A 24,828-nucleotide genomic window follows, 5' to 3' on the forward strand; every position below is an offset into this window, starting at 1 on the left:
GGGGATCGCTCCCCGCCGGCCGGTACGGCGTCCGGCACACGCGCGCGGGAGAAAACCCCGTCGAGCGGCCGCCGGGAACGCTGTACCGTTCTCGATGTCCCTGTCCCACGGCGGCAGGGCCATCGATCCCGTACCGGCGGGTGAACCGGATACACATGTACGTGGGGACTCTGTCCTTCGACCTCCTCCTCGGCGACGTACATTCGCTGAAGGAGAAGCGCTCCGTCGTCCGTCCCATCGTCGCCGAGCTCCAGCGCAGGTTCGCGGTGAGCGTGGCCGAGGTGGACGACCAGGACCTTCACCGCAGGGCCAGGATCGGCCTCGCCGCGGTCTCGGGCGACGCGGAGCACCTGACCGACGTGCTGGACCGGTGCGAACGGCTGGTCGCCGGCCGCCCCGAGGTGGAACTGCTGTCGGTCAGACGGCGCTTCCACGGCGAAGACGACTGACGACCGACCGACCACGCGAAGACCACGCGAAACGCAAGAACGCGCGAGAGCGCACCAAGCAGAAGAAAGAACGGGAGACGGACCAGTGGCCGACAACGCGCGCGCCAAGAGGCTGGCGGACCTCATCCAGCAGGTGGTGGCCCAGAAGCTGCAGCGCGGGATCAAGGACCCGCGGCTCGGCTCCCACGTCACCATCACGGACACCCGGGTCACCGGCGACCTCCGTGAGGCGACCGTCTTCTACACCGTGTACGGGGACGACGAGGAGCGGGCGGCCGCCGCCGCCGGCCTGGAGAGCGCCAAGGGCGTCCTGCGCTCCGAGGTCGGCCGGGCCGCGGGCGTGAAGTTCACGCCGACGCTGGCCTTCGTCGCCGACGCCCTGCCGGACAACGCCCGCACCATCGACGACCTCCTCGACAAGGCGCGCGCCGCCGACGAGAAGGTCCGCGAGGTGTCCGCGGGAGCCGGCTACGCGGGCGACGCCGACCCGTACAAGAAGCCCGGCGACGAGGACGAGACGGACGACTCCGCCTGATGAACCGCAAGCCGACCCCGCCCGACGGCCTCGTCATCGTCGACAAGCCGTCGGGCTTCACTTCGCACGACGTCGTGGCCAAGATGCGCGGGATCGCGGGCACCCGCCGCGTCGGCCACGCCGGCACGCTCGACCCGATGGCCACGGGCGTCCTCGTCCTCGGCATCGAGAAGGCGACCAAGCTCCTCGGGCACCTCGCGCTCACCGAGAAGGAGTACCTGGGCACGATCCGGCTCGGCCAGACGACCCTGACCGACGACGCCGAGGGCGAGATCACGGGGTCCACGGACGCCTCGAAGGTCACCCGGGACGCGATCGACGCCGGCATCGCCCAGCTCAGCGGCCGCATCATGCAGGTGCCGTCCAAGGTCAGCGCCATCAAGATCAACGGCGTGCGCTCCTACAAGCGGGCCCGTGACGGCGAGGACTTCGAGATCCCGGCCCGCCCGGTCACCGTCTCGTCCTTCTCGGTTTACGACGTCCGCGACGCCGTCGCCGAGGACGGCACCGCCGTCCTGGACCTGGTGGTCTCCGTCGTCTGCTCCTCCGGCACCTACATCCGGGCCCTCGCCCGCGACCTGGGCGCCGGACTCGGCGTCGGCGGCCACCTCACCGCCCTGCGCCGCACCCGCGTCGGCCCCTACAAGCTGGACTCGGCCAAGACGCTCGACCAGCTCCAGCAGGAGCTGAGCGTGATGCCCATCGCCGACGCGGCCTCCGCCGCGTTCCCCCGCTGGAACGTGGACGCCAAGCGGGCCCGGCTGCTCCTCAACGGCGTACGCCTGGAGATGCCCGAGGAGTACGCCGACGCGGGCGCCGTGGCCGTCTTCGACCCCGAGGGCCGCTTCCTGGCCCTGGTGGAGGAACAGAAGGGCAAGGCGAAGAGCCTGGCCGTCCTGGGCTGACCCGCTCCTCCCGCCCCGGTCACCGGCGCGGCCGCCGTACGGGTCGCCGTACGGGTGCGGGTACGAGTGTGGGTGTGGGCTCGGGTGCGGGTGCGATCTCGCCGTCCCGTCCCGTCCCGCCCCCGCCCCGTCCCTGCCCGTCCCGGCCCGTGGAGCGGCGGACACGGGGTGGTGCTGCGCCGCCGCTCCACGGTCCCCCCTCGGTTCCCCCACCTCCAGCGTGTGTCCGACGGCTCCGGTTCATTCACCCGTCCGGGCGGGCGCTCGGAGTGAACCGAGGGAGTGCAGGGGGGCGCTTTCGCCCGGCGATCCGTCCCGCTGATCATCTCCGCCTACCGTCGGACGCAGGACACGCGGGCGCGGCGGGGAGGTACGACGATGGCGGGACGGGGCCCGCGGGCACCGTGGCACGACGGCGGGCGCGGCGCGCCCCGGGACGCTCCGGCGGACGCCTCCCGTACCGCCCCGGACGCCACCCGTACCGTCGCGCACGGCACCCCTACGGCCCCGGACGCCGTCCCCGGCCTCGTCCGCATCAGCGACCACACCGGCCGGCCGCGCGGCGCCGGGTTCGTCGCCGACCATCACGGCACGGTGGTCACCGGCCACGAGGCGGTCGACGGCCTGTCCCGGCTCGTGCTGCACGCCGACGGCGACCGCACGTGCACCGTCACCGCCGACGCGGTCACCCCGCTGCCCGGCCTCGGCCTGGCCCTCGTGCGCACCGAGGGCCTCGGCACGGACCCCCTGCCGGTGACCGTGCGGGACGGCGTGGAGAGCGGCAGATACGTCCGGCTGGCCGCCGGCTGCTGGCGCGAGGCCCGGGTCCTTGCCGAGGCGAGCGCGACGTACCCGGCGCCCGACCGCCCTCACCGCCTCGACGGCGTCCTGGAGCTGGCCATCGGCACCGCGGGCCGGGACGCGCTGCGGCCGGGCGGCGGCGCGGCGGGCGGGCCGGTCCTCGACGCCGGGACCGGCGCGGTCGTCGCCGTCCTGAACACCGCGCTGCGCCGCGACGACCGCGACGCCTGCTTCGCCGTGCCGCTGCGGCCCCTCACCGGCGCGACAGGCGACCGGCGGGACGAGAAGAGGAACGAACCGGTCACGGCCTCACCGACGGCCCCGACGGCGGCGGCGACAGCGGGAACGGCGGCAACGGCGGCAACGGCGTCGGCAACGGCGTCGACAGCGGCGTCGACAGCGGCAACGGCCTGGGGGACTTGGGGGGCCGGCCGGGCGGCGGAGGAGCTGCCCGCGCGTGCGGGGGAGGCGGCTTGGCCCGACGGCGTGGGGAGGCCGGGGGAGGCGATCGCGGCCGACGGCGCGGCGATGCCGGAGGCGGGAGCCCCGGCCCAAGGTGTCCGGACACGGGGAACGCCCTCGCCGACCACGGCGGCGGCTCGTACCTGCGGTGCTGCGGGGGCCGCAGAGGCCGCGGAGGCCGCCGGGACTCCGGGCGCACGGCCGACCGTGATCCGCCCCGCCGCCAGCGCGGTGCGGGCGCGGCCCGAGGGGCCCCTCGCCGAGCTGCTCGCCCGCAACGCGGCCACCGTCCCCGCGTACGGTGCGGACCTCAACCTGGCGGCCGTCCTGGAGCTCACGGCGACGTCCGTCGGCTCGGACGGTCCGCAGGGCGCGCTGCGCCACTCCCTCGACCGCACCGGGAACGGATCCCGCACCGCAGCCTCCGAGCCAGTCGAACGCGCCTTCCCCGCCCGGGAGTTCGCGCGGTTCGCGGCGAGCGAGGCCACCGTCCTCGGCCTGGTCGGCGCTCCGGGCAGCGGCCGTACGACGGAACTCGCCGCCCTCGCCGCCCGCCGCGCCGGGGGCGACCGGCCCGCACCCACGCTGTGGCTGCGCGGCGCCGACCTGCGCGACGAGGACGCCTCGCTCGCCGACGCGGCCCGCCGCACCCTGGCCAGGGCCGCCCGCATCGTGACGGCCTCGCGACCGGCCCCGGCCCCCACCCCGGCGGCCTCCTGCGCCCCGGCCGCCCCCGGCGACGTCACCCCCGAACGGCTCGCCCGCCTCGCCCGCGCCGTCGGGCGACCGCTGCTGATCCTCCTCGACGGCCCCGAGGAGATGCCCCCGGTCCTCGCGCACCGGCTCACCGAGTGGACCGAGGGCACGGCACGATGGCTCGCGGAGACCGGGGCCCGGCTGGTGGTGGCGTGCCGCAGCGAGTACTGGGAGCACGCGGGAGCCCTGTTCCCGCCCGAGACGCTGCACGGATCCGCGCCCGCGGGCGATCCGCTCCCGCCCTGCGTCCGGCTGGGCGACTTCACGCCCGAGGAGGCGCGCGAGGCCCGCGCCCGCCACTGCCTTCCCGACGGCGCGCTCGTCTTCCCCGACGACCGGCACCCGCTCACCCTGCGCCTGCTCGGCGAGGTCCGGGCCGCGCTCCCCGGCCCGCCCGGACCGGACCCCGTCGACCGCGACGACGTCCTGTCCGCCCACCTCGACCTGATGTGCCTGCGCGTCGCGGTCCGCCTCGCCGCCGCGAACGGGCTGCGCGGCAACGCCGTACGACGCCTCGCGGCCAAGGTCTCCGGCCAGGTGCACGAGGCCGCCCGGCGCAGCCTCGGGCCGGGACAGGGCGGCCTGGACCGGGCGTCGTTCGAGGACGTCTTCCCCTGGGGGCCCGCGCCCGCCCGCCTCGGAGGCGGAACCGGCTGGGCGTCCGCCGTCCTCGCCGAGGGCCTCCTCGTGCCGGCCGGCGACGGCTACCGCTTCGCCCACGAGGAACTGGCCGACTGGATCCAGGGCGCCCACCTCGACCTGGACGAGGCACTGCGCGCCCTGGTCCACCGCTGCGACACCCCCGAGGACGGCCGCCCGCTGCCCGTCCCGCACCACCGCATCGGCCCCGTCGTCCAGGCCCTGCTCCTCCTCGCCCGCCAGCAGGGCCCGCACCGGCTCGCCGCCCGGCTCCGCGAGTTGACCCACGCCCTCGAAGCCGACCCGGACTCCTGGTGGGCCGCCCGCCTGCTCACCGAGACCCTGCTGCGCGTCCCGGACGCCACCCCCTACACGGCCGTCCTGCGCCTGATCGCGGACCTGATCGGCGCCGGCGCCGCGGACGCCCTCCGGTCCGCCGACCTCGGCCCCGCCTTCTGGACGCGGCTCGCCCTCCCGCCCGACGCCCGGCTCGACCTGCTGCGCCGCCTGGTCCTCGCCGACGGCGCCCCGCACGACGCGGACGCCCCCCGCTACCTCGACGCCGTCGCCGGCCTCCTCGCCGCCGACCCCCGCGCCGTACAGTCGCACCTCACGCACTGGTTCGACGACGAACGGCCGCTGCCCGCGACCCCGCACGCGACGGTGGCGACAGCGGCGCAGGCGCTGCTGCACACCCACCGCCACCGGGCGCCCGACGACCTCACCGAGGCCCTCGCCGACTGCGCCCACCCGCGCGCCGACGAACTGCTCGCGGTGCTCGCCGAGGACGAACCGTCCGCGCTGTGCCGGGCCGTCGACCGGTGGGCGCACGACGAGCGGCCCGCCCGGCGGGCGGCGGCGGCGACCCACGCGCCGCACGTCGCACCGCACGTGCGCACGGAACGGGACCGCCTGCTGCTGCGCCGCGCCGCCCGCGCCCTGCTCGCCCGCCCGGCCGACCGCACCCTGCACGGCGGCGCCCTCGCCCTCCTCGTCCGGGACCCCGGGACGCGCGCCCACCACCTCGCGCACGCCCTGGAGCGGTTCGCGGCGGGCGACCCGCGGCTGCCCCCGGAGGCCCTGCTCACCGCCCTGAGCACCCACCCCGAGCCGGTCCTGGACGCCCTCCGCACCCGCCTGCACACCCCCGCCCGCCCGGCGCCCGACCCGCAGGCCCCCGACCGGCAGGCCCCCGACCGGCGGACGGACACGCGTCGGACGGGCCCTCGGCTGCCACAGACAGAGACGGAACCCAGGACGGACACGGAGAGGGAGCCGGGAACAGGGTCGGCGAGGGAGCCGGGAACAGGGCCGGCGAGGGAGCCGGAGACGGAGACAGAGGCGGAGAAGGAAACGGGTTCGGGGAGGGGGTCGGGGACGGAGGGCATCCTGAACGCCCTCGTGGAGGCCGCCACCCCGGCCCTCGCCCCTGGGATCGCCGCGCTCCTGCGGGAGACGCTCGAACGGCGGCCGGAGTGCGCCGGGCGTCTGGCCGAGTCCGTCGGCCGCCGCTTGGACGACGGTCCGACCGCGCGCGCCCTCGTCCTCCCGCTGGTCCGCGCCCTGTTGGACGGAGACTGTCCCGAGCAGGCGCGGGCCGCCCTGGCCGGGATGCTGGCCGCTCCCGGTACCGCGCCGTCCGAGCCCCTGCGCCGCGAACTCCTGGACCGCCTCCTCACACACGAACGCGCCCCGGCCGTCCTGGCCGCCGTCCTGTACGGGGCCGCCGGGCGCGACGGCGAGGACCTGCGCGCACTCGTCCACCGCACCGGCCTCCTCCTCGTCCGCACCCCGGACGGCGCGACGCGCTTCGACCGCGGCCTGGTCGACCTCGGACGTCATGTGCCGGGATTCGCCGCCCAGGTGGTGGACTGGCTCACCCGGGACCCGGGGGAGTGGGCGGCGGTGGTCGGACCCAGCGCCCGCCGGACCCTGGAGAGCCTGGCGGGAGCGCGCGTGCCCGCGTGAGCGCACCCGGGGCGCGCCCGTGAGCGCACCGGGCGGGCCGGGCGCACCGGACGGGCCGTGGGCACACCGGGGCGGACTCCGTGTGCCGGGTCACACCTCCATGCCGATGCGGGCCCCGAGCACCCGGCATGGCACCCTTAGACCTGCGTAAGAGACAACAGTGGATACGGACACGGGTTCGAGGAGCGGTCACAGTGCAGCGCTGGCGTGGCTTGGAGGACATCCCCGAGGACTGGGGACGCAGCGTCGTCACCATCGGGTCCTACGACGGGGTCCACCGCGGGCACCAGCTGATCATCCGGCATGCCGTGGACCGCGCCCGTGAGCTGGGCGTTCCCGCGGTCGTCGTCACGTTCGACCCGCACCCCAGCGAGGTCGTCCGCCCCGGCAGCCACCCGCCGCTGCTCGCCCCGCACCACCGCCGCGCCGAGCTGATGGCGGAACTGGGCGTCGACGCGGTCCTGATCCTGCCCTTCACGACGGAGTTCTCGAAGCTCTCGCCGGCCGACTTCGTGGTGAAGGTCCTCGTCGACAAGCTGCACGCCAAGGCGGTCGTCGAGGGCCCCAACTTCCGCTTCGGCCACAAGGCGGCGGGCGACGTCGACTTCCTCACGGAGCAGGGCAAGGTCTACGACTTCGACGTCGAGGTCGTCGACCTGGTGCTGTGCGGAGACGCGGGCGGCGGGCAGCCGTTCTCCTCGACGCTGACCCGGCGCCTGGTCGCCGAGGGCGATCTCGCGGGCGCCGGCGAGATCCTCGGCCGCCCGCACCGGGTCGAGGGCGTCGTGGTGCGCGGGGCCCAGCGGGGCCGCGAACTCGGCTTCCCCACAGCGAACGTCGAGACGCTCCCGCACACCGCGATCCCGGCGGACGGCGTCTACGCGGGCTGGCTGCACGTGGCCGGCGAGGCGATGCCCGCCGCGATCTCCGTCGGCACGAACCCGCAGTTCGACGGCACGGAGCGCACCGTGGAGGCGTACGCCATCGACCGCGTGGGCCTCGACCTCTACGGACTGCACGTCGCCGTCGACTTCCTCGCCTTCGTGCGCGGTCAGGCCAAGTTCGACTCGCTGGAAGGCCTGTTGGAGCAGATGGCGCGGGACGTGCAGCGCTGCCGGGAACTGGTGGCGGCTCAGCAGCCGTAGCCGCGCCGCGGGTTGACCGTGAACGGCCGAAGGGCGGCCGGTGTCCCAGGACACCGGCCGCCCTTCGCCGTCACCGACCACTGCTCGCCCCGGCCACGGCCACCGCCGGGACGGCCGCCGCCGCGGCGGCCGCACCTGCGGACGGTTACTGCTGCGGAGGCTGCTGCCCGGGCTGCGGCGCGTGCGGCTGCTGGGGCTGGGGCTGCTGCGGGTAGCCGTAGCCCGGCGGGGGATACCCCGGGTGCGGCTGCTGGGGCTGCGGCTGGGACTGAGGGTGGGGCTGGGACTGGGGCTGAGCCTGCGGGGGCTGCTGGTGCGGATAGGGGTGGCCCGGGTCCTGCGGGTAGGGCTGCCCCTGCTGGGGGTAGGGCTGGCCGGGGCCGGGCTGCGGAACGTGCGGGTACGGCTGGCCCGCCTGCGCCGGGTACGGCTGCCCGGGCGCCGGCTGACCCGGCGTCTGCTGACCCGGCATCGGCGGGGCGGCCACCGGGGGCGGGTTGCCGTCGCTGGTCCACAGCCCCTGGCGCTGCTGGTGACGGATGAAGTCCTCCGCGACCAACGCCGTCAGGTTGAAGTACGCCTCGCGCACCTTGGGCCGCATCATGTCGAGGTCGACCTCGGCGCCGGCGGCCAGGTGCTCGTCGAAGGGCACGACGACGACACCGCGGCAACGGGTCTCGAAGTGCGCCACGATGTCGTCCACCTTGATCATCTTGCCGGTCTCGCGCACCCCGGAGATGACGGTGAGGGACCGCGAGACCAACTCGGCGTACCCGTGCGCCGACAGCCAGTCCAGCGTGGTGCTGGCGCTGCTCGCGCCGTCCACGGACGGGGTGGAGATGATGATGAGCTGGTCGGCGAGGTCGAGCACCCCGCGCATGGCGCTGTAGAGCAGACCGGTGCCCGAGTCGGTGAGGATGATCGGGTACTGGTTGCCGAGCACGTCGATCGCGCGCCGGTAGTCCTCGTCGTTGAACGTCGTCGAGACGGCCGGGTCGACGTCGTTGGCGATGATCTCCAGGCCGGACGGCGCCTGGGAGGTGAACCGCCGGATGTCCATGTACGAGTTGAGGTACGGGATCGCCTGGACGAGGTCCCGGATCGTCGCCCCGGTCTCGCGGCGCACCCGCCGGCCGAGCGTGCCGGCGTCCGGGTTGGCGTCGATGGCGAGGATCTTGTCCTGGCGCTCGGTGGCCAGCGTCGCCCCGAGCGCGGTGGTGGTCGTCGTCTTGCCCACGCCGCCCTTGAGGCTGATCACCGCGATCCGGTAGCACGACAGCACCGGCGTGCGGATCAGCTCCAGCTTCCGCTGCCGCTCGGCCTCCTCCTTCTTCCCGCCGAGCTTGAACCGGGACGACGAGGCGGCGGGACGCCCGCTCTTCGCCTTCTGCCTCTTGTTGTTGAGCAGCCGGTCGGACGACAGCTCGACGGCGGCCGTGTAACCCAGGGGCGCGGCACCGGGATTGACCGGCTGCCGCTGGTCGTGCTGGATCGGCTGCGGCCACGCGGCCCCGGTCCGGGGGTCGACGGGCTGCTGCGGCATCTGCGGTGCGCCCGCCGGGTGACTCTGCGACGGCACGTCAGCACCGGGCGCGGTCACCGGCGTCTGCGCCTGCGCCTGCGCCTGCGTCTGCGCCTGCGTCTGTGCAGGAATCGGCGCCTGTCCGGGCGCGGGGGCGGGCGCGGGGGCCTGAGGCGCGTACGGGGCCTGCTGCTGAGCGCCTCCCGGGAAACCCTGCGGATGGCCCTGCGGATGGCCCTGCGGGGCCGCGCTGTGCGGAGTGCCCGGGGGGAACCCCTGAGGAGCGGCCATCGGGAAGGACCCGTCCGGCTGCTGCGGAACCCCCGGCTGGACACCGGGCTGCGGCTGGGCGGCTTGCGGGGCCTGCGACTGGGCCTGGGGCTGCGGCTGCGGCGCGGACGGCTGGGGGAAGCCGTAGCCGGGCTGCGCCTGGGGCGCGACGGGGCCGCTGTTCTGCTGCGGGAAGCCGTAGCCGCCGGGCGGGGCCGCGGGGCTGGGCGCCGGAGCGCCGGGCTGGGGGAAACCGTAGCCCGGCTGCGGGGCCGGGGGCGCCTGCTGGGCCGTCGGCGCGGGCGCCGGAGGCTGCGGGAAGCCGTAGCCTCCGGGCGCGGGCGCCGGAGTCTCGCCGGGCTGCGGGAAGCCGTAACCGGGCTGCGGTGCGGCCGGAACGGGCTGCGGGCCCGGCGGATTCCACCCGGCCGGCGCGGGGGGAGCCGTCTGCGGCTGGACCGGGGGCTGCTGCGCGGGCGCGGGAGCCGGGACGGGCGCCGGGGCATCGGCCGGCTGCGGCTGGGCCGGCCACTGGGCCGCCGGAGCGGGGGCGGCCGGCTCGTACGACGGCGGCAGCGGAGGCAGATCCCCCTGAGGGACGGGCGGGGGAGTCCAGACGGGCGGGCCGGTGGGCGGAGCGTCCTGAGGCACGCTGTCCCGGGGCGCACCGTCCGAGGGCACGCTGTCCTGCGGCAAGCTGTCCTGCGGCTCCTGGTGGTGCGGGGGTTCCGGGGCCTGCGGGGCAGCGGTGTCCGACGCAGCTTCGGCGGCGGAGTGTCCGGGCGCCGCGTCCCCGACCACGGGAGATTCCTCGGGCACGGCGACAGCCGCACCCTCGCCCTCCCGAGCCACCGGTTCCTCGGAAGACCGGGCTCCGGCCGCGCCGGCGTCCCTCCCGCCTTCGTCGTCGGCAGCGTCGGCGGTGGCGTGGGGCTCGTGGGCCCCGGTCGGCTCCGTCTGCGCCACGGGCGGCTCGGTCACGTCCGGGGCAGGGAGCTGGGCGGGCCGGGAACCGTCCACCGGACCCTGCGCCCCGTCCGTGCCTCGGTCGCGCTCGGGCGCGACAGGCGAGTCCTCGTCACCCTCGCGCACCCCGGCGGCGGCTTCCTGCGCGGAACCCACGGGCTCGGCCGCGGCGGCGGCGTGTTCGGCGATCTCCCGCTTGAGGGCGACCGCGGAGAAGCGCATGGTGGCGCCGCTCTCGATATCGCCGTTCCCGGAGTCCCCCTCCTCTCCCGACGCTTGCGCGGCCGGAGGCGTCACAGGGTCGGGCACCGGAGCGGTGACGGGCTGGGGGACCGGGGCCGGGGCCGGAGCCGGAGCCGGAGCCGGAGCCGAGGGACGCTGGAGCTCGAACCCGCTGTCCGCCGGAACGCCGGGCACGGCTTCCGACTGCGGGGCGGACGACACGGGCTGCACCGGTGGCGCGGGCGGTGCGGGCGATGCGAACGGAGCCTGCGGCGCCTGCTCAGGAGCGGGCGCCGGAGGGACGGGCGCGGCGGGCGCGGGGGGTGTGACGGCCGCGGGAGGCGTCCCCGGCGGCACGGGCATCTCCGGCGCGAAGGACGCCGGAGGAGCGGCTGGAGCGGCCGGAGCGAACGGCGCGCCGGGCTCCGCGGATCCGGCGGGCGCGGCGGGATGCACGGCCGTGGGCGCTGCGGGCGCTGCGGGCGCTGTGGGCGTTGGGGGACCTGTGGGCGTCATCGGCGCCGCCGGCCCGGTCGCGCCGCTCGGCGCGCCACCGCCCGCGTTCTGCGTGTACCAGGCCGGCGGCGCGTAGTCGATGGTGAACTCGCCCGTCGCCTCGACGGAGGACTCCGCGTCGGGCTGGTCATCGCCGGGTGTGGCCCAGCCCCCGCGGATCCCGTCCCGATCGCTGCTCACAATTCCTCCTGAAGTGGTCGAGCACCCTGACGCCGTGGCGGGGCGACCGTTTTTCTCGTCGTCCGAAGTGATGCGAGGCGGTCTGAGGTCGTCCGATGCACCGGCCCTCCCCCAGAGGCGTGGACACCCGTCCCACGGTTTCCGGTACCGCGCCCCCGCACCAGCCTAATCACCGGACGCCCGGCACAGGCAGGCCCGCCCGCCCCTCGGCACCAGTCCATCACGTCGGTGACGCCGCGACCACGCCGGTGACTCCACGACGAAGCGGTCGCAGTTCGCCGCGTCACACGGAAAACCGGGCAAAAGACCGGAAGTGCCGCGCGCGGGGCGGGAGTAGCGGCCCGAGGTCTCGTTGACGTCTCGGTTCAGTCCATGCGGCGCGGTGTGCCCAGCAACCCCGTCTCCGCGTCCGTGGGCTGCGTCATCACGTACTGCCGGTCACGTTCGGCGCACCACAGGGTCAAGCCGTCGGCGAGCGTGGGAAGCGCCTCCACGTCCGCACGGGGCAGCGCCAACGCGCGCCCCAGCTCAGCGGCTTCGTCCGGTGAGATCCGCTGGACGCCGACCAGCCGGGCCTGCCGGATGAGACGCGGGGCGACCGGGCTGAGATACGGCAGCAACGTCAGCACGGCCTGCCAGGGCCCGGAGGCGACCCGCCCCCGCGGCGGCCGCATCCCGCAGTCCCGCACCACCAGCACCGGCGTGCCCGCCGAAGCGCCCTGCGGAGGCACCCGGCCCACCTCGTGCACGGCCAGCCCGTTCTGCCCGCCGCCCATCGCGTGCAGCATCTGCACCCAGGCCTGCGGCCGCCCCGTCTCCACGGCGACCCGCGCGCCGGTCGCCGCCGCCCTCAGCGCCAGCACCTGCGCCGTCCACAACCCCCCGATCAGGACGACGTCGTACGCCGTGGGCCGGTTCAGCCCCAGCACGGCAGGCCGCCCCTCGGCATCCACCCCCGCGACGACACCGTCGTCCCCGATGGGCAGCGTGAGGGCGGCCAACTGGTCGACGGACACGGAGTGACGTCCGTGCCGTGGCCCGATCAGGCCGAAACCGCTGCGCGACGAGAGGCGCCGGAACCGTCCGGGGGAGGGCTCGGGTTCGCCGGCGGCAGTGGCGCCGGATGTCGGGACCGACGTCATCGGGCACCTCCGAGGGGCAGCGTGGCGAGCATGCCCGGCACCTGCTCGCGGTCCAGACGGGCCAGTCCGGCGCCGGCGTGCCGGGCCGCACCCTGCACCGCGCGCCGGGCCGCCACGAGTTCGTCGTCGCTGCGGCCCGTCACCCGCACGTGCCCGGCCAGGGACACCTCCTGGCGGTCACCGCGCGCGAGGGTGACGCTGAACGTGGTGGCGAGCGCGGGCACCGCCGTGATCAGGGCCACGAACTGCGGAAGGGACGGGCCGTCGGCGCCCGACGCGGGCCACCGGTGCAACCAGTACGTGGTGTGACGCCGGTTGTCGCACCGCCAGCTCCGGCTGCTCTCCTCGGTGCGCCGATCCAGCTGCCCGGTCCGTCCCGCCTCCGCGGTCACCAGCGGATTGGCGCAGGCGGACGTGGCGATGGCGGCCGTCAGCTCCTCCTCGTTCAGCACCGTCGCCCGGAATCCGGCGCCGGTGAGCCGGCTCGCGAGGTGATCCGCCGCGCGGACGGCGCACTTCTGAGCCCCGATCAGACCGCCTCCGCGTACGGCCACGGCCTGCGGACACTGCTCCGGATCGAGTTTCAGCGCGATCCAGGTGATGCGCACCGCAGGCGCTCCGGTCTGCTCCTGCAAGGGGAGGTAGTTGGCCACGGCCACGGACTGCGGAGGCAGATGCAGCGCGGGCGCCGGCTGGGTGTGCAGCACGATCTGCGCGGACTCCAGCCGGATGCCGTCCACGTCGAGGGCGTCCCGCACCAGGGCGAGCGGCAGCGGCTGCCGGTCGCGCGGTGCCCGCATCGCCGTCGCGTCGGCCTCCACCTGGAGCACGACGGTGACGAAGGTCCCGTCCCCGACGAGCCCGACGGGCCGGCGGTCACGGCCGCCGTACACGTAGGTCCGCAGCCCGGGATCGCACTCCACGGCCGGCCCGAAACCGGGCTCGGTGCCGGGCGGTATCCCCAGCCTGCCCGCACGCCGCCGACGGGCCTTCAGCTCCCGTGCGGTGGCGAGCCACTCCGGCAGCGAGCGGCCCCGGCGACGGACGAAGGCGAGGACCACCAGCACCACGGCGAGGATCCCCGCAGCGGGCAGCGCCATGGGGCCGCTCGCCCAGCCGACGAGCAGGAGCGCGGCCGCGATCTCCACCAGCACGAGCCGTTGCAGGCGGAACGACCGGCGTCGGCCGCTACCGGACCGGACCCGGAGCGTGCCGTGAGCCGACGGCCGCCCGGGCGGCGGCGATCCGGCAGCCGCGGAGCCCCCGGGCCGTGACCGGCCGGCGGAGCGCACGCCTGTTCGCGAAGCCATCACTCGATCCCCGTTCCGTTCACGCTTCCCCCGTGGTGCGGCACCGCACCGGGCACTCGACGGCCGGGGAACCCTACCCGCTCCTCAAGTCCCCACGGTCACCAGGCATAGTAGGTGGCCGCTCTGACATCGAGGATGCGGTACCGGGGCACCGTGCCGAGGCTCACGAGGATCGGCCGGAAAACGGGGAGAGACGGGCACAGATGGCATCTCGGCGGGATCAGCTCAACGCCTACACCTTCGCGAAGCGCCGCATGCTGGCGGCCTTCCTGCAGTCCTCGCCCGACGGTTCGGAAGAGGGGGCGCCACGCCCGCTGCGCGCGATCCTGCCGGGCGTCGTCGTGGGGGTCGTCGTCATGGCCGTCTTCGGGGCGTGGGGCATGTTCAAGCCGACCGCGCCCAAGGGCTGGGACGCGCCCAACGCCAAGGTGATCGTCGCGAGCAAGTCGACCACCCGCTACGTCGTCCTGAAGACCGGGAAGCAGGTCCAGCTGCACCCGGTCCTGAACATGGCATCCGCCAGGCTCCTCCTCGACGAGGGGCAGGGCGAGGTGGTCACCGTCTCGGAGTCCGTCCTGGACAGCGGCAAGATCCCGCACGGTGTCACCGTCGGCATCCCGTACGCCCCCGACCGGCTGCCGCCCGCCTCGGAGGCGGGCACCGCCAAGCGCTGGGCGGTCTGCGAGCGGCCCGGCGCGGGCGGCGCGTCCGTGCAGCGGGCGGCGCTGGTCCTGGCGTCCCGTGAGAAGGACGCGACCGAGGGCGCGAACCGCCTGCACGGCGGGCAGTTGCTCTACGTGAGCGACCCGGCCGGCACCCGCTACGTCGTGGACGCAGCCGGCACGGCCTACCAGGTCGACAAGGGCGACGAGTTGCTGCTGCGCGCCGTGGTCGGCTCCGGCCGGGAACCCCAGCGGGTGTCCACGCAATGGCTGGCGACCCTGCACCGGGGCGACCCGATCGCCTTCCCGGACGTCCCCGGCCGGCCGGGCGCCGCGACCACGGCGCCGGGCCGGCTGGAGGGAGACGCCGGCAAGATCGGCACGGTCCTCAAGGCCTTCGACAACAACACCCAGCAGTACTACGTCGTGCTGAGCGACCGCGTGGCTCCGGTGTCCGCCTTCGTCGCGCAGCTCCTGCTCTTCAGCAAGGAGCTGGCGCCCCTCGGCCAGGCCGGCCACGCGCGCGAGATCAGCCCCGGCGCCATCGTGCCGGGGCAGGCGTTCGGCACCGAGCACCACTGGCCCACCGGGGACCCCGCGCCGGTCAACGAGGCCTCGCGGGACACGGGCGGCCGCAGCACGGTCTGCAACGTCCTGCGCGGCGTGAACGCCCGAACGGGCGCGACGACCCTGAGCACCTGGGCGGGCACCGACTTCCCGGCCGAACTTCCCACCGGTTCCTCCAGCGCGTACGTCACGCCCGGCTCCGGCCAGCTCTACCGCCAGTTCCAGGGCCAGGAGACCGGGGTCGGCCCGGTCTTCCTCGTCACGGACACGGGCCTGCGGTACGTCCTGCAGTCCAACGGCGACAGCGCGACGGACGACGCCGGCATCGGCACGAACGCGAAGAAGCGTGAACAGCTCCAGCAGGAGGCCCGGCAGGCCCAGACCCTGCTGGGCTACAAGGACGTCGACGCGGCGCCGATCCCCGTCGCGTGGTCGGAGTTCCTGCCCACCGGACCGCGCCTGTCCACAGCGGCGGCCCGCCAGCCCCAGGGCTCCTGAGTGGAAGGGACGAAGGTGCCCCGTACACCGATGGCGCTCCCTGCGGTCACGACGCCCGGCCGGGCCGCGCTGCTGCGCACCGCGCTCGCCGTGGCCGGCGCGCTGCTCACGACGGCCACGGCCCTCGCACCCCCGGCCGCCGCGGCCGGCAAGCTGCCCTACTCGGACCAGTGCACCTTCCCCAACGGCGAGTACCCTGGCCGCCCCTGGGCCCTGCAACGCGTCCTCCTCGACCAGCTGTGGAGCCGGTCCAAGGGCGAGGGAGTCCGGGTGGCCGTCATCGACACGGGCGTGGACGTGACCAACCCTCAGCTCACCGCGGCGGTCGACGTCAAGGCGGGCCGCAACCTCCTGCCGAAGAACCTCAAGGACGACGAGGGCGACCCCATCGAGCGGGGGAACGAGAACGGCACGACGGACACGGTCGGCCACGGCACTAAGGTCGCCGGCATCATCGCGGCCCGCCCCCTCGAAGGCACCGGCTTCGTGGGACTGGCCCCCGCGGCCACCGTCATCCCCGTCCAGCAGAACGACGCGGAGGGCCACGGCGACACCGAGTCGCTGGCCAGAGCGATCCGGTACGCCGTCCAGGCCGGGGCCGGCGTCATCAACATCTCCCAGGACACGTCCGACGCGGTCAAGCCCTCCGACGACCTCGAGCGGGCCGTCGACGAGGCTCTGGCCCGCAAGGTCGTTGTGGTGGCCTCGGCGGGCAACGACGGCGTCGGCGGCAACGTCAAGAAGACCTACCCGGCGTCCTACGCCGGCGTCCTGGCGGTCGCCGCCTCGGACCGCAACAACGAGCGCGCCTCCTTCTCCCAGTCCGGCGACTTCGTCGGTGTGGCCGCCCCGGGCGTCGACATCGTCTCCACCGTTCCCAAGGGCGGCCACTGCTCCGACAACGGGACGAGCTTCTCGGCGCCCTACGTGGCCGGTGTGGCGGCGCTGCTCAAGGCGAGGCACCGGGACTGGACAGCGCAAGAGATCGTCGCCCGGATCGAACAGACCGCGGAACGCACCATCGCGGGCCACGACCGGCTGGTCGGATGGGGTGTCGTCGACCCCGTCCGCGCCCTCACGGACGACGACCGGCCCGTGGAGTCGCCGACTCCCCGCGACGGCATGGGCCAGGTCCGGGCGCCGTCCCCGGCGAAGTTCCGGATCGGTGAGACCCCCGACGAGCGCAACGCCCGTCTCGCCACGTACGTGGTCGTGGCGGCGGCGGTCCTGGTCGCGGGCCTCGGCGGCGCTGCGGTGGCCCTCAGGGACGCACGGCGGCGGACTCGGCGAGCCGCGGAACGGGCGGATGCGGGCGGCGCCGGCCGGGCACGATAGGCGCCCACCGGGTCATCTCGCGGTCAAGTCCTGATGTGGCCGCGGCCAAACACCCGTATGGGTTCCGCATGCTCGGGACACGTCAACCTGACATGGGGGGACTTACCGGAAACGTCCCTGGCTACGGTGGTGCCACCACGCATCCGCGGATCCACGCATCCGCAGATCCGCAGGTCCACGGGGAACAGGAGACGGCGGTGGGCACACCCATCCGTTCACGCCTGCTCGACTACGTCGAGGCAGAGCCGCCCACCGGTGCGCCACCGGAGCCCGCGCCGACGCCCGGACCGCGCAGCGCGAGATCACGCCTCCTCGACTACGCGGGACCCGCCGACGCCGACGCCGACGCCGAAGCGGCCCGGTCCGCGCCCAAGGGCCCGCAGCCCGGAGTGCCCGCCTACCACACCCCCGTGTTCGTCCCGGCCCATCCCCGGTACGCCGACGTGACGGGCCCAGACGGCCGCCCGGCCCGGACGCCCTTCATCGCGTACGAGCTCTTCGCGCACCCGGCGGCGGCAACGGAAACCGTGACCACAGCGGGGACGGGGGCGGTGGCGTTCGCCTTCACCACGCGCGAGCGGCTCGTCGCCGCACTGGGCGAGGCGCAGCCCTGGGTCGCCACCTCGATCGGTCCTCTGGCGGAGGCCGTCGCCGCACACGACGGCACGGTCCTCCTCGACCCGCACGTCGCCCCCGGACACCACAACTGGCGACCGGACGACCTGGCCGCCTACGCCCGGGAGGTGCGCTGATGCCGCCCGACTTCAAGGCCGTCCTCGCCGACCTCACCTCGATGTCCCAGACCTTCCACGACGAAGCCGTCACCTACCGCAAGCTGCACGCCGACGTCGCCCCGCCCCTCGTCAGCGGCGGCGACCCGGGGCTCGACCACGCCCTCAAGGAGGTCGCCGACCTCATCGTCGCCCTGCACATCGGCTTCGCCGACCGTCTCGACGACCACGGCGACAAGGTGGCGTACGCCCGCGACTCCTTCCGGCGGCACGACATCGACGTCCACGGACTCTTCGAGGACCTGATGACGGGGGACGATTGATGGCCGACAGCTGGGTGGGCGGCGACATCGGCGGACTGCGCACGATGGCCGAGACGTACAAGAACGCCAAGGACAAGCTCGACGACGTCGTCACCCCGGTCAGCCGGGCCGTCGAGGCGCTCGTCGGCGACGCGGCCTGGAAGGGCGAGGCCGCCGAGGCCTTCCGGGCCGCCTGGAGCGAGGACGCGCTGACGGCGGGCGCCTTCGCCGGTCTCGTGCACGACGCGGGGGAGATCCTCTCCGACCTCGCCGACGCTCTCACCGCCTGCGAGACCGCCCTGCAGAACGCCGAGCACGTGGCGACCCGCAAGGGCGTGCCCATGACGGCGGCGGGCGTGCCCCGGGCCATCGTGACCGCGAACCCGCCGAGTGCGCAGGACCGGCAGACGATCTCCGCGATGGGCGAGTACGACCGGGTACGCCAGGAGGTGCTGCACACGGCTCAGCACGCCCGACTGGTGGCGGCGGACAAGCTGCGAGGACTGTACGCACAGGTGACGGCGCCCGCCTCGACCGGCGACAAGGTCACCCTCGCCGACTATCTGCGCGGGCTGTACGCCTACGACGCCGAGGACGCGCGGGCCGGGGGAGCGAAGGCCCGCACCCAGATCGACGACGCGAAAGCGGAGGAGAAGGCGGCCAAGAAGGAACTGCGCGCCGAGCGGAAGGCGTTCCGCAAAGCGGGCCGCGCCCTGCCCCACGACCTCCCGGCCAAGAGCGCGTACGCCGACGCGGTCATGAAGGTGGACTCGCTCGAGGAGGCCATGGCCCGCGCCGAGCACGGCAGCACCGCACTGCCCTACGACCGGGCCCTCAACGTCAAACTGGCCGACGCCGCCGACGCCCTCCGCGCGGGCCGGAGCCTGGAGAAACTGCCGGACTTCCTCAAGGAGATCCCGGTCCTGGACGTCGCGGCGGCCGGCGCCTGCGGGATCCTCGAGGCCTCCGACGACCACGACAAGGGCTGGTCGTGGCAGAAGTCGGTGGCCGTCGACGGCGGCGCCAACGTCGCCGGCCTGGTGGCCGGTACCGCCGTCACGGCCGGGGTCGTGGCCGCCCTGCCCGTCGAAGCCCCCGTCGCGGCCGTGGCCGTGGGCGGCGGGCTGGTGGTGATCGGCGCCACCGGCATCATCGACCACTCCTTCCACGAGCACTGGAGCGAGGACATCCACGACCACGGAGTGGTCGGCGGGGTGCTGCACGGCACCGGCGACGTCCTGTCCGAGACCGGGGACGACTTCGTACGACTCAAGGATGACGTCTGGCATGGCATCAAGAGCATCTTCTGACGTTCCCGCTCCCGGGGCCGCGGTTGCGGTCCCGGCCCTGCCGGGACTCGGCACCACATGGCACGAGCGCGGCGCCCGCTACTGGGCGCGCCGCGCCTGGACGGCCGTCCTGCTCCTGTCCGTCCTCGCCTTCGTCTGCTACCTCACGCTCAGGCTCTACCTGGGCGTTCCTCGCAGCGACCTGCCCGCGACCGCGCGCACGGTGTGGGACGGGGCGCAGGCAGCCGCGTCGGTCGTGGCCGTCGGGTGGGGGTGGAGGAAGCAGCGCCGGGATCACCGCGCCAAGCTCCTCGACCCGCCCACCCCGCGGCAGACGGAGAACGCCAGGCGCGGCGAGACCAGCCGTGCCACCGGACTGGCCCGTGCCGCCGTGATCCCCCTGCTGATCGCGGCCCCCGTACTGCCGGCGATCGTCGCGTGGGGCGTCGGCTGGTGCGTGGCCATGCTCACCGTCCGCGAGTATCCGGGCGAGGCGGGGGCGCGGCGTTGGTTGCAGACGAAAACGATCGGAACATGACGGTCCAGGCGTCATGGCCGCTATACGGCGTTCCGCGCCCAATGAACCGAGTGTGCTCGAATCCACAGCAGGGTTGTTGTACAGGGCAGTTGGGGCTGTCAGTGGGAGTCATTAGAGTGGTCGTGTCGCAATCATGAACACGTGAAAGGCGCGGATGAGCTGCTCGGGACGGGCAGCGAACAACGGGGAGATGGGCTGCAGTGATTCCTGCGGATCTGGGTGGGGGCGCCGCCGACGTCCGGCGCGGCTACATGGCGCTCTCGACGTTCAAGAAGCGGGTGGACGACCTGCTTACGGCCTTCGAGAAAAGCGCGGGCGGCTCGGCCAAGGTCGGGGACCACAGCCTGTCGGAGACCACGTTCGGCGCGGGACACTTTCCTGAGGCAAAGGCGCTCCACCTCCAGTACGCGCGCGTGCACGAGCGCATCACGGCGCTCTCCAGGTCGCTGGGGCTCCAGTTGGAGGCCATGCAGATCGCCGTGCACGGCGTGGACGTCACCTTCGACAACCTCGAAGCCGACCTGCGCTACCGGTTCCACGAGATCCGCACCGAGGTGAACCGGGACCGGGAAGAGGCGCTCAACCCGCAGATCAAGCGGACCAACGACGCCGACCACACGGACGCGGGGTACTGATGAGCGGCGGCAAGAAGAAGCCCGACCACTACCAGGCCGAACGCCAGGACGCGACCCAGCAGAACAGCGGCGTGGACGACGCCGTGAACAAGGCCGTGGCCATCAGCCCCGGGATGCTCAGCAGTCCCGGCGGCTTCGGCAAGACCAGCTTCGAGGGCTACGACCTCAACACCATGATCGACATCGTCGAGGGGGCGAGCCCGGAGACGCTGGAGAGCGCCGCCAAGGCCCTCGTCGACGCCCGGGACGCCATCAGCGACGCCGCCGACGAACTCAGCCGCAATCTGGGCGACGTCGACTGGAAGGGCGAGGCGCACACCGCCTTCTACACCTGGGGCATGAACCTCACCACCACGGCACTGGAGCTGGCCACCTACACCGACGACGTGGGCACCCAGGTCCTGGCCGCGAGCTCCGGCCTCGCCTCCGTACGCAAGTCGATGCCCCCGCGCGACAGCCGCCTCGTCCCCAAGAAGGTCGACGACATCCCGACGCCCCAGCAGGTCGAGGGCAACGCGGAGTACACGGCGGCGGTCAAGGCCGAGAAGGACCGCCAAGAGGCGATCAACCAGATGTACCGACTGGCGTCGTTCTACACGGTGTCGAGCGGAATGATGGAACTGGCGAAGGAGCCGGTGTTCCCGGAAATGCCGAGCGTGGGGGTACCGGAACCGCCGCCGGGATACGACCCTCCGAAGACGCCACTATCCACGCGCGAGTCCCTCTCTCCATTGACTGATTCGGCGACGACTCGAAGGGATTCGGTGGATTCCGGGACAGGGCGGCCCCGTTCGGGCGAGACGTTGTCGTCCCACAAGAGCGTGGACGACTCGATCAGAACTCCCGAACAGCATGTGGGCACGGAGATCGACAGCGTCGGTGCCCTGCCGCCCCTGGAGACGACGAAGCCGGCGCCCACCGCGCCGACATCGACGGGTCCCGCCGTCACTCCTGTCGGAACAACGCCTCCGGTCAAGCCCGTCGGAGTGCCGGCCGCTCTGCGAGGGCCTGCTGGGCGTGCGGCAGTGTTCGGCGGTGGGCCCGGAGCGAAGGGCCCGGCCTCGGCGCAGGGCCGAGTCGGTGGTACAACGGGCCGCACGGGAACCGGGCCCGTGGGGCCGATGGGGAGGGCCGGTGGCACTGCTCAGACAGGCGGCCGCACCGCCGCCCCCATGGGACGAGGGGTGGTCGGAGGCATGCCCAGGACCGGCGGACCGACGGCGAGCCAAGCCGGCGGTGCGCCCCGCGGTCCCGTGAACGGCATGGGCGCCGGGCCCGGCCGCACCGGTGCCGGTCGTCCCGCCAATGGCGTTGTCGGCGGAAAGCCGATCACTGGAGCCGCGTCTGGAGCCAACGGCGCAAAGGTGCCACGTGGAACGGTGGTCGGCGGTCAGGTTGCGCCCACCCGGCCCGGCGCGGGCGCAAATCCCGGCCAACGGGGGGTGATCGGGGCCCCGGCCTCAACAAAGGGAGCGGGGCAGGAAGCGCGTCGCCCCGTCGCCAATCCTGATGGGGTGGTCGGAACGCCGAAGGGACGGACGCCGGGATCCGGGAACGGCCGGCCCACGCCGGGCGGCGCGGGCATCACGCGCGGCGCCAGGGGCAACCAGCGTTCCGACGACAGGCGTTCACGCCGTGATGAGCGCCGTGACGAATCTTCGACCGACTGACCGGACAAGAGCGAGGACAGACAGAGGCATGGTGTCAGGGATCAGTCGACGCGGGCGGAGCACGCCCTTCTCAGGACGAAACAGGGGACGGGTGTCCGCCGTCTGTTCAGCGCTCGGTGCCTTGGTCGTCCTGTCTGCGGGTCTGGCTCCCGAGGCGACGGCAGCCGACGCTCAGTCCCAGCAGTGGTACCTGTCAGCCATGAAGGCCGATGAGATGTGGAAGGTGAGCACCGGCAAGGGTGTGAAGGTGGCCGTCGTCGATACGGGAGTCAACCCGGCTACCCCCTCGCTCAAGGGGCAGGTGCTCGTCGGCGATGTGTCGAAGGGCGTCGGCTACAAGGCCACCGATGACTACACGGGTCATGGGACGACCATGGCCGAACTCATCGCCGGTACTGGAGCGGGCGGCGGGCTGAAGGGCCTTGCCCCCGGGGCGAAGATCGTTCCCTACCGGATCTCGCTCAAGGGCCTCGACAGCAAGACCGAACGAGAAAAGGCGCCCACCGAAGAAGCGGTTATCAGGGCCATTGCCGACAGTGATGCCCAAATCATCAACATGTCCTATGGTGGTCAAGTTGCCTATCCGGCCATGGACGCGGCGATTAAATACGCCCAGTCCAAGGGCAAGTTGATGATCGCCGGCACGGGAAACGACGCCGAAAAGGATAATTCGATAGGGTATCCGGCCGCTTTCCCGTATGTGGTTGGCATGGCCGCGTCGGATGAATCCGGTAAAGTCGGCAAGTTCTCGGAGTACGGGAACTACGTCGACCTGGCGGCTCCCGGGCTGCGTGTACCCACATGGTGTGACAAGACATTTCGCTCGTACTGCCTCAGCGGGGGAACGAGTATGTCCACAGCCATCGCCTCCGCCTCCGCCGCCCTCATCTGGTCCGCCCACCCCAAGTGGACCGCCAACCAGGTCCTCGCCAGCCTCATCGACACCGCCGGACGCGACTGGGCCAAGGACGACCCGAGCACCTACCTCGGATACGGCCTGATCCGCCCCCGTAAGGTTCTGGAGAACAGCGACTTCAACCCCGGACCGGCCGACACGGACCCCCTCGCGAAGGAAAACGCGGCAGGTGTCACCGGCGACACCCCGGCCGCCCAGGCCTCTCCGGTTCCCTCCGCCTCCACCTCGTCGCAGCCCCCGAAAAGCGTCGCGGAAACCGGTGCGAACTCCTCCGGGAGCACAACCCAGTGGTACGGCGTTCTCGGCGCGGTTCTCGTCGCGGCGATCGGCGGCGGTGTGTTCGCGGTGGTACGCAGGAGGCGCGCCGCCTGACAACCCGCGAGCGCGTCATGAAAGAACCCGAATCAGCAGCGGAACATCACGAAGGGACGTCCCGAAATGGCAGATGGGCAGCGGCTCAGTGACAGTCAGGTAATCAAGCTCGAGAAGGAGATCGTCGAGCGGTACGAGTCCATCAAGGGCCAGCTCAGCAGCCTCCAGGGCACGCTCGACACGATGGAGGTGCACTGGAAGGGCATCGGTGCCGGCGCCTTCAACGCGAAGCAGACCGAGATCAACGAGAAGGTCAAGCACATCGGCGGGCTGCTGGCCTGGTTCCTGGAGAACATCAACGAGACCCGCAAGCTCTCCTCGCACACCGACGACCAGGTGCTCGCCACCATGAAGAGCATCGACGTCCAGTACGGCGGGGCCCACTCGGCTCTCCACAGCTACTGATCCGCGCAGCCGGTCGACCGGACCGGCTCTCTCTCCAGCACCGGGGCCGTCACGGCCCGCACTCCTACCTAGAGATGAGTAACCCATGGTCAACGTGCACTATGACGAGCTCGCCGTTAAGTACGGCGGTCTCGACGCGATCACGACCGAGCTGGGCAACCAGGCCAAGAAGCTCGAGGACGACCTGGCGGCCCTGAAGGCCGCCGTGCAGCAGGTCGCCGCGGGCTGGGAGGGCGAGGCCGCCGGAGCCTTCCAGACCAAGATGGCCGACTGGGACAAGGACGCCGCGGCCATCCACGCGGCGCTTCTCGCCATCGGCCACCGGGTCACCGAGGCCAGTGGTGACTACCGCGGGGGCGACCTCAAGGCGGCCGGCTACTTCCTCTGACCCGGACCGGACCGGACCAGACCGGTCACCAAGGCAGGCGCGGGGTGGGCACGCACGGGAGGTGCCCACCCCGCGCCGTCTCGCGCCGTCGGGAAGCTCGCGTCCGAAGGCAGTTCGGCTGTCGGCTGGGAGCCGAGTCGTCAGAAACGCTCGACCTCTTGCCCGCGAAGGACCTTGCACCACCCGCATCCGTCGAAGCGCCCGACGATCTCCGCGTCCGTCGTCAGTTGTCCTCGTAGCGAGGCAGTTCCTCGGGAAAATCACGGGCGTCCTTGCACTCGGCCAGTTCGTACGCGTGCTCGGTGAGCCGGTAGGCGAAGTCGGTCAGGGTCTGCCGCAGCGGTCTGCCCGTGATGTCCGTGCCTCCGTCGACACGGGCCTCACCGATCACCGCATAGGGCTCGGAGGCGTTGTACTCGGGGACGGCGGGCGGAGTGCAGGGCACATAAACGGATGCGGTGCCGTTTTCCGAGTCGATCTGCGCCAGAGCCTCGACGGCACCTGCAGACATGCGAATGACCTTCTTATTGCCACCCGTTTCCCGATAGTGCTTGAGCCATTCCTGGCTGGAAGCGGCCTGTACGCGCGCTTCGCCGGAGATCCCCGAGTCGTTGCTCGTGGTGACATAGCAGGAGAAGGAGAGGCCGGCTCCGACGCCTCTGCTGTGGGAACCCTCGTCCGCCGATCGCGCGTTCGGCAGAACCCGAGTGACCACGCTCCGCTCCAGTGTGC

The 24,828-nt window shown here is 73.3% G+C and carries 20 protein-coding genes and 1 pseudogene; 16 read left to right on the forward strand and 5 right to left on the reverse strand.

Annotation, left to right across the window (positions count from 1 at the left end; translation table 11 throughout):
- Positions 1–155: 155 nt before the first annotated feature.
- From OG802_RS26100 to OG802_RS26120, 5 genes are all read left to right on the forward strand, one after another.
- Positions 156–449 carry a DUF503 domain-containing protein gene (locus OG802_RS26100; RefSeq protein WP_329417399.1) on the forward strand — a complete coding sequence of 98 codons (294 nt, stop codon included), beginning with the start codon at positions 156–158 and terminating at the stop codon, positions 447–449.
- A gap of 85 nt (positions 450–534) precedes the next feature.
- Positions 535–984 carry a 30S ribosome-binding factor RbfA gene (gene rbfA, locus OG802_RS26105; protein WP_054239652.1) on the forward strand — a complete coding sequence of 150 codons (450 nt, stop codon included), beginning with the start codon at positions 535–537 and terminating at the stop codon, positions 982–984.
- On the forward strand, positions 984–1,889 hold the full coding sequence (gene truB, locus OG802_RS26110) for a tRNA pseudouridine(55) synthase TruB (protein WP_329414197.1): 906 nt from the start codon (positions 984–986) through the stop codon (positions 1,887–1,889). The genes rbfA and truB overlap by 1 nt, the downstream gene beginning before the upstream one ends.
- 378 nt (positions 1,890–2,267) lie before the next feature.
- Entirely contained in the window at positions 2,268–6,515 is a 4,248-nt protein-coding gene (locus OG802_RS26115) for a serine protease (protein ID WP_329414199.1), read from the forward strand.
- A 194-nt stretch (positions 6,516–6,709) separates the two neighbouring features.
- A complete protein-coding gene (locus OG802_RS26120) occupies positions 6,710–7,660 on the forward strand; it encodes a bifunctional riboflavin kinase/FAD synthetase (RefSeq protein ID WP_329414202.1) in 951 nt (316 codons plus the stop codon).
- Between the two features lie 145 nt (positions 7,661–7,805).
- Here the strand turns inward: OG802_RS26120 and OG802_RS26125 are convergent, their stop codons facing one another.
- From OG802_RS26125 to eccE, 4 genes and pseudogenes are all read right to left on the reverse strand, one after another.
- The gene (locus OG802_RS26125) at positions 7,806–10,715 is read right to left on the reverse strand and encodes an AAA family ATPase (protein ID WP_443055459.1); all 2,910 of its coding nucleotides are present in this window, start codon (positions 10,713–10,715) and stop codon (positions 7,806–7,808) included.
- Between the two features lie 492 nt (positions 10,716–11,207).
- A pseudogene (locus tag OG802_RS35985) lies at positions 11,208–11,336 on the reverse strand (SCO5717 family growth-regulating ATPase); the annotation flags it as partial.
- Between the two features lie 365 nt (positions 11,337–11,701).
- Entirely contained in the window at positions 11,702–12,478 is a 777-nt protein-coding gene (locus OG802_RS26130; protein WP_329414205.1) for a hypothetical protein, read from the reverse strand.
- On the reverse strand, positions 12,475–13,788 hold the full coding sequence (gene eccE / locus OG802_RS26135; protein WP_329414207.1) for a type VII secretion protein EccE: 1,314 nt from the start codon (positions 13,786–13,788) through the stop codon (positions 12,475–12,477). Before eccE ends, OG802_RS26130 begins: the two co-directional genes overlap by 4 nt.
- A 203-nt stretch (positions 13,789–13,991) precedes the next feature.
- Between eccE and eccB the strand changes: the two genes are divergently transcribed.
- The 11 genes from eccB (at position 13,992) to OG802_RS26190 (ending at position 24,096) form a co-directional block, all read left to right on the forward strand.
- Positions 13,992–15,515, forward strand: a complete 1,524-nt coding sequence (eccB, locus tag OG802_RS26140; protein WP_329414209.1) for a type VII secretion protein EccB — start codon at positions 13,992–13,994, stop codon at positions 15,513–15,515.
- 30 nt (positions 15,516–15,545) lie between these two features.
- Positions 15,546–16,850, forward strand: a complete 1,305-nt coding sequence (gene mycP / locus OG802_RS26145; protein WP_329414211.1) for a type VII secretion-associated serine protease mycosin — start codon at positions 15,546–15,548, stop codon at positions 16,848–16,850.
- Positions 16,851–17,047: 197 nt separating this feature from the next.
- Complete coding sequence (locus tag OG802_RS26150; protein WP_329414213.1) at positions 17,048–17,602, forward strand: SAV_915 family protein; 555 nt, start codon at positions 17,048–17,050, stop codon at positions 17,600–17,602.
- Positions 17,602–17,904 carry a DUF6317 family protein gene (locus tag OG802_RS26155; RefSeq protein ID WP_329414215.1) on the forward strand — a complete coding sequence of 101 codons (303 nt, stop codon included), beginning with the start codon at positions 17,602–17,604 and terminating at the stop codon, positions 17,902–17,904. The genes OG802_RS26150 and OG802_RS26155 overlap by 1 nt, the downstream gene beginning before the upstream one ends.
- A complete protein-coding gene (locus OG802_RS26160) occupies positions 17,904–19,193 on the forward strand; it encodes a WXG100 family type VII secretion target (protein WP_329414216.1) in 1,290 nt (429 codons plus the stop codon). The genes OG802_RS26155 and OG802_RS26160 overlap by 1 nt, the downstream gene beginning before the upstream one ends.
- Entirely contained in the window at positions 19,171–19,710 is a 540-nt protein-coding gene (locus tag OG802_RS26165; protein WP_329414218.1) for a hypothetical protein, read from the forward strand. The genes OG802_RS26160 and OG802_RS26165 overlap by 23 nt, the downstream gene beginning before the upstream one ends.
- Positions 19,711–19,910: 200 nt before the next feature.
- Positions 19,911–20,345, forward strand: a complete 435-nt coding sequence (locus OG802_RS26170) for a hypothetical protein (RefSeq protein ID WP_329414220.1) — start codon at positions 19,911–19,913, stop codon at positions 20,343–20,345.
- Complete coding sequence (locus tag OG802_RS26175) at positions 20,345–22,015, forward strand: hypothetical protein (RefSeq protein WP_329414222.1); 1,671 nt, start codon at positions 20,345–20,347, stop codon at positions 22,013–22,015. Before OG802_RS26170 ends, OG802_RS26175 begins: the two co-directional genes overlap by 1 nt.
- A gap of 199 nt (positions 22,016–22,214) precedes the next feature.
- The gene (locus OG802_RS26180) at positions 22,215–23,303 is read left to right on the forward strand and encodes a S8 family serine peptidase (RefSeq protein WP_329414224.1); all 1,089 of its coding nucleotides are present in this window, start codon (positions 22,215–22,217) and stop codon (positions 23,301–23,303) included.
- Positions 23,304–23,369: 66 nt separating this feature from the next.
- Entirely contained in the window at positions 23,370–23,708 is a 339-nt protein-coding gene (locus OG802_RS26185) for a hypothetical protein (protein WP_329414225.1), read from the forward strand.
- Between the two features lie 85 nt (positions 23,709–23,793).
- The gene (locus OG802_RS26190) at positions 23,794–24,096 is read left to right on the forward strand and encodes a WXG100 family type VII secretion target (protein WP_329414228.1); all 303 of its coding nucleotides are present in this window, start codon (positions 23,794–23,796) and stop codon (positions 24,094–24,096) included.
- Positions 24,097–24,319: 223 nt separating this feature from the next.
- Here OG802_RS26190 and OG802_RS26195 read toward each other — a convergent pair whose 3' ends face one another.
- Positions 24,320–24,607: a hypothetical protein gene (locus OG802_RS26195; protein ID WP_329414229.1), complete on the reverse strand. Its 288-nt coding sequence runs from the start codon at positions 24,605–24,607 to the stop codon at positions 24,320–24,322.
- Positions 24,608–24,828: the final 221 nt, after the last annotated feature.

This window comes from Streptomyces sp. NBC_00704, assembly GCF_036226605.1.
Taxonomy (GTDB): domain Bacteria; phylum Actinomycetota; class Actinomycetes; order Streptomycetales; family Streptomycetaceae; genus Streptomyces.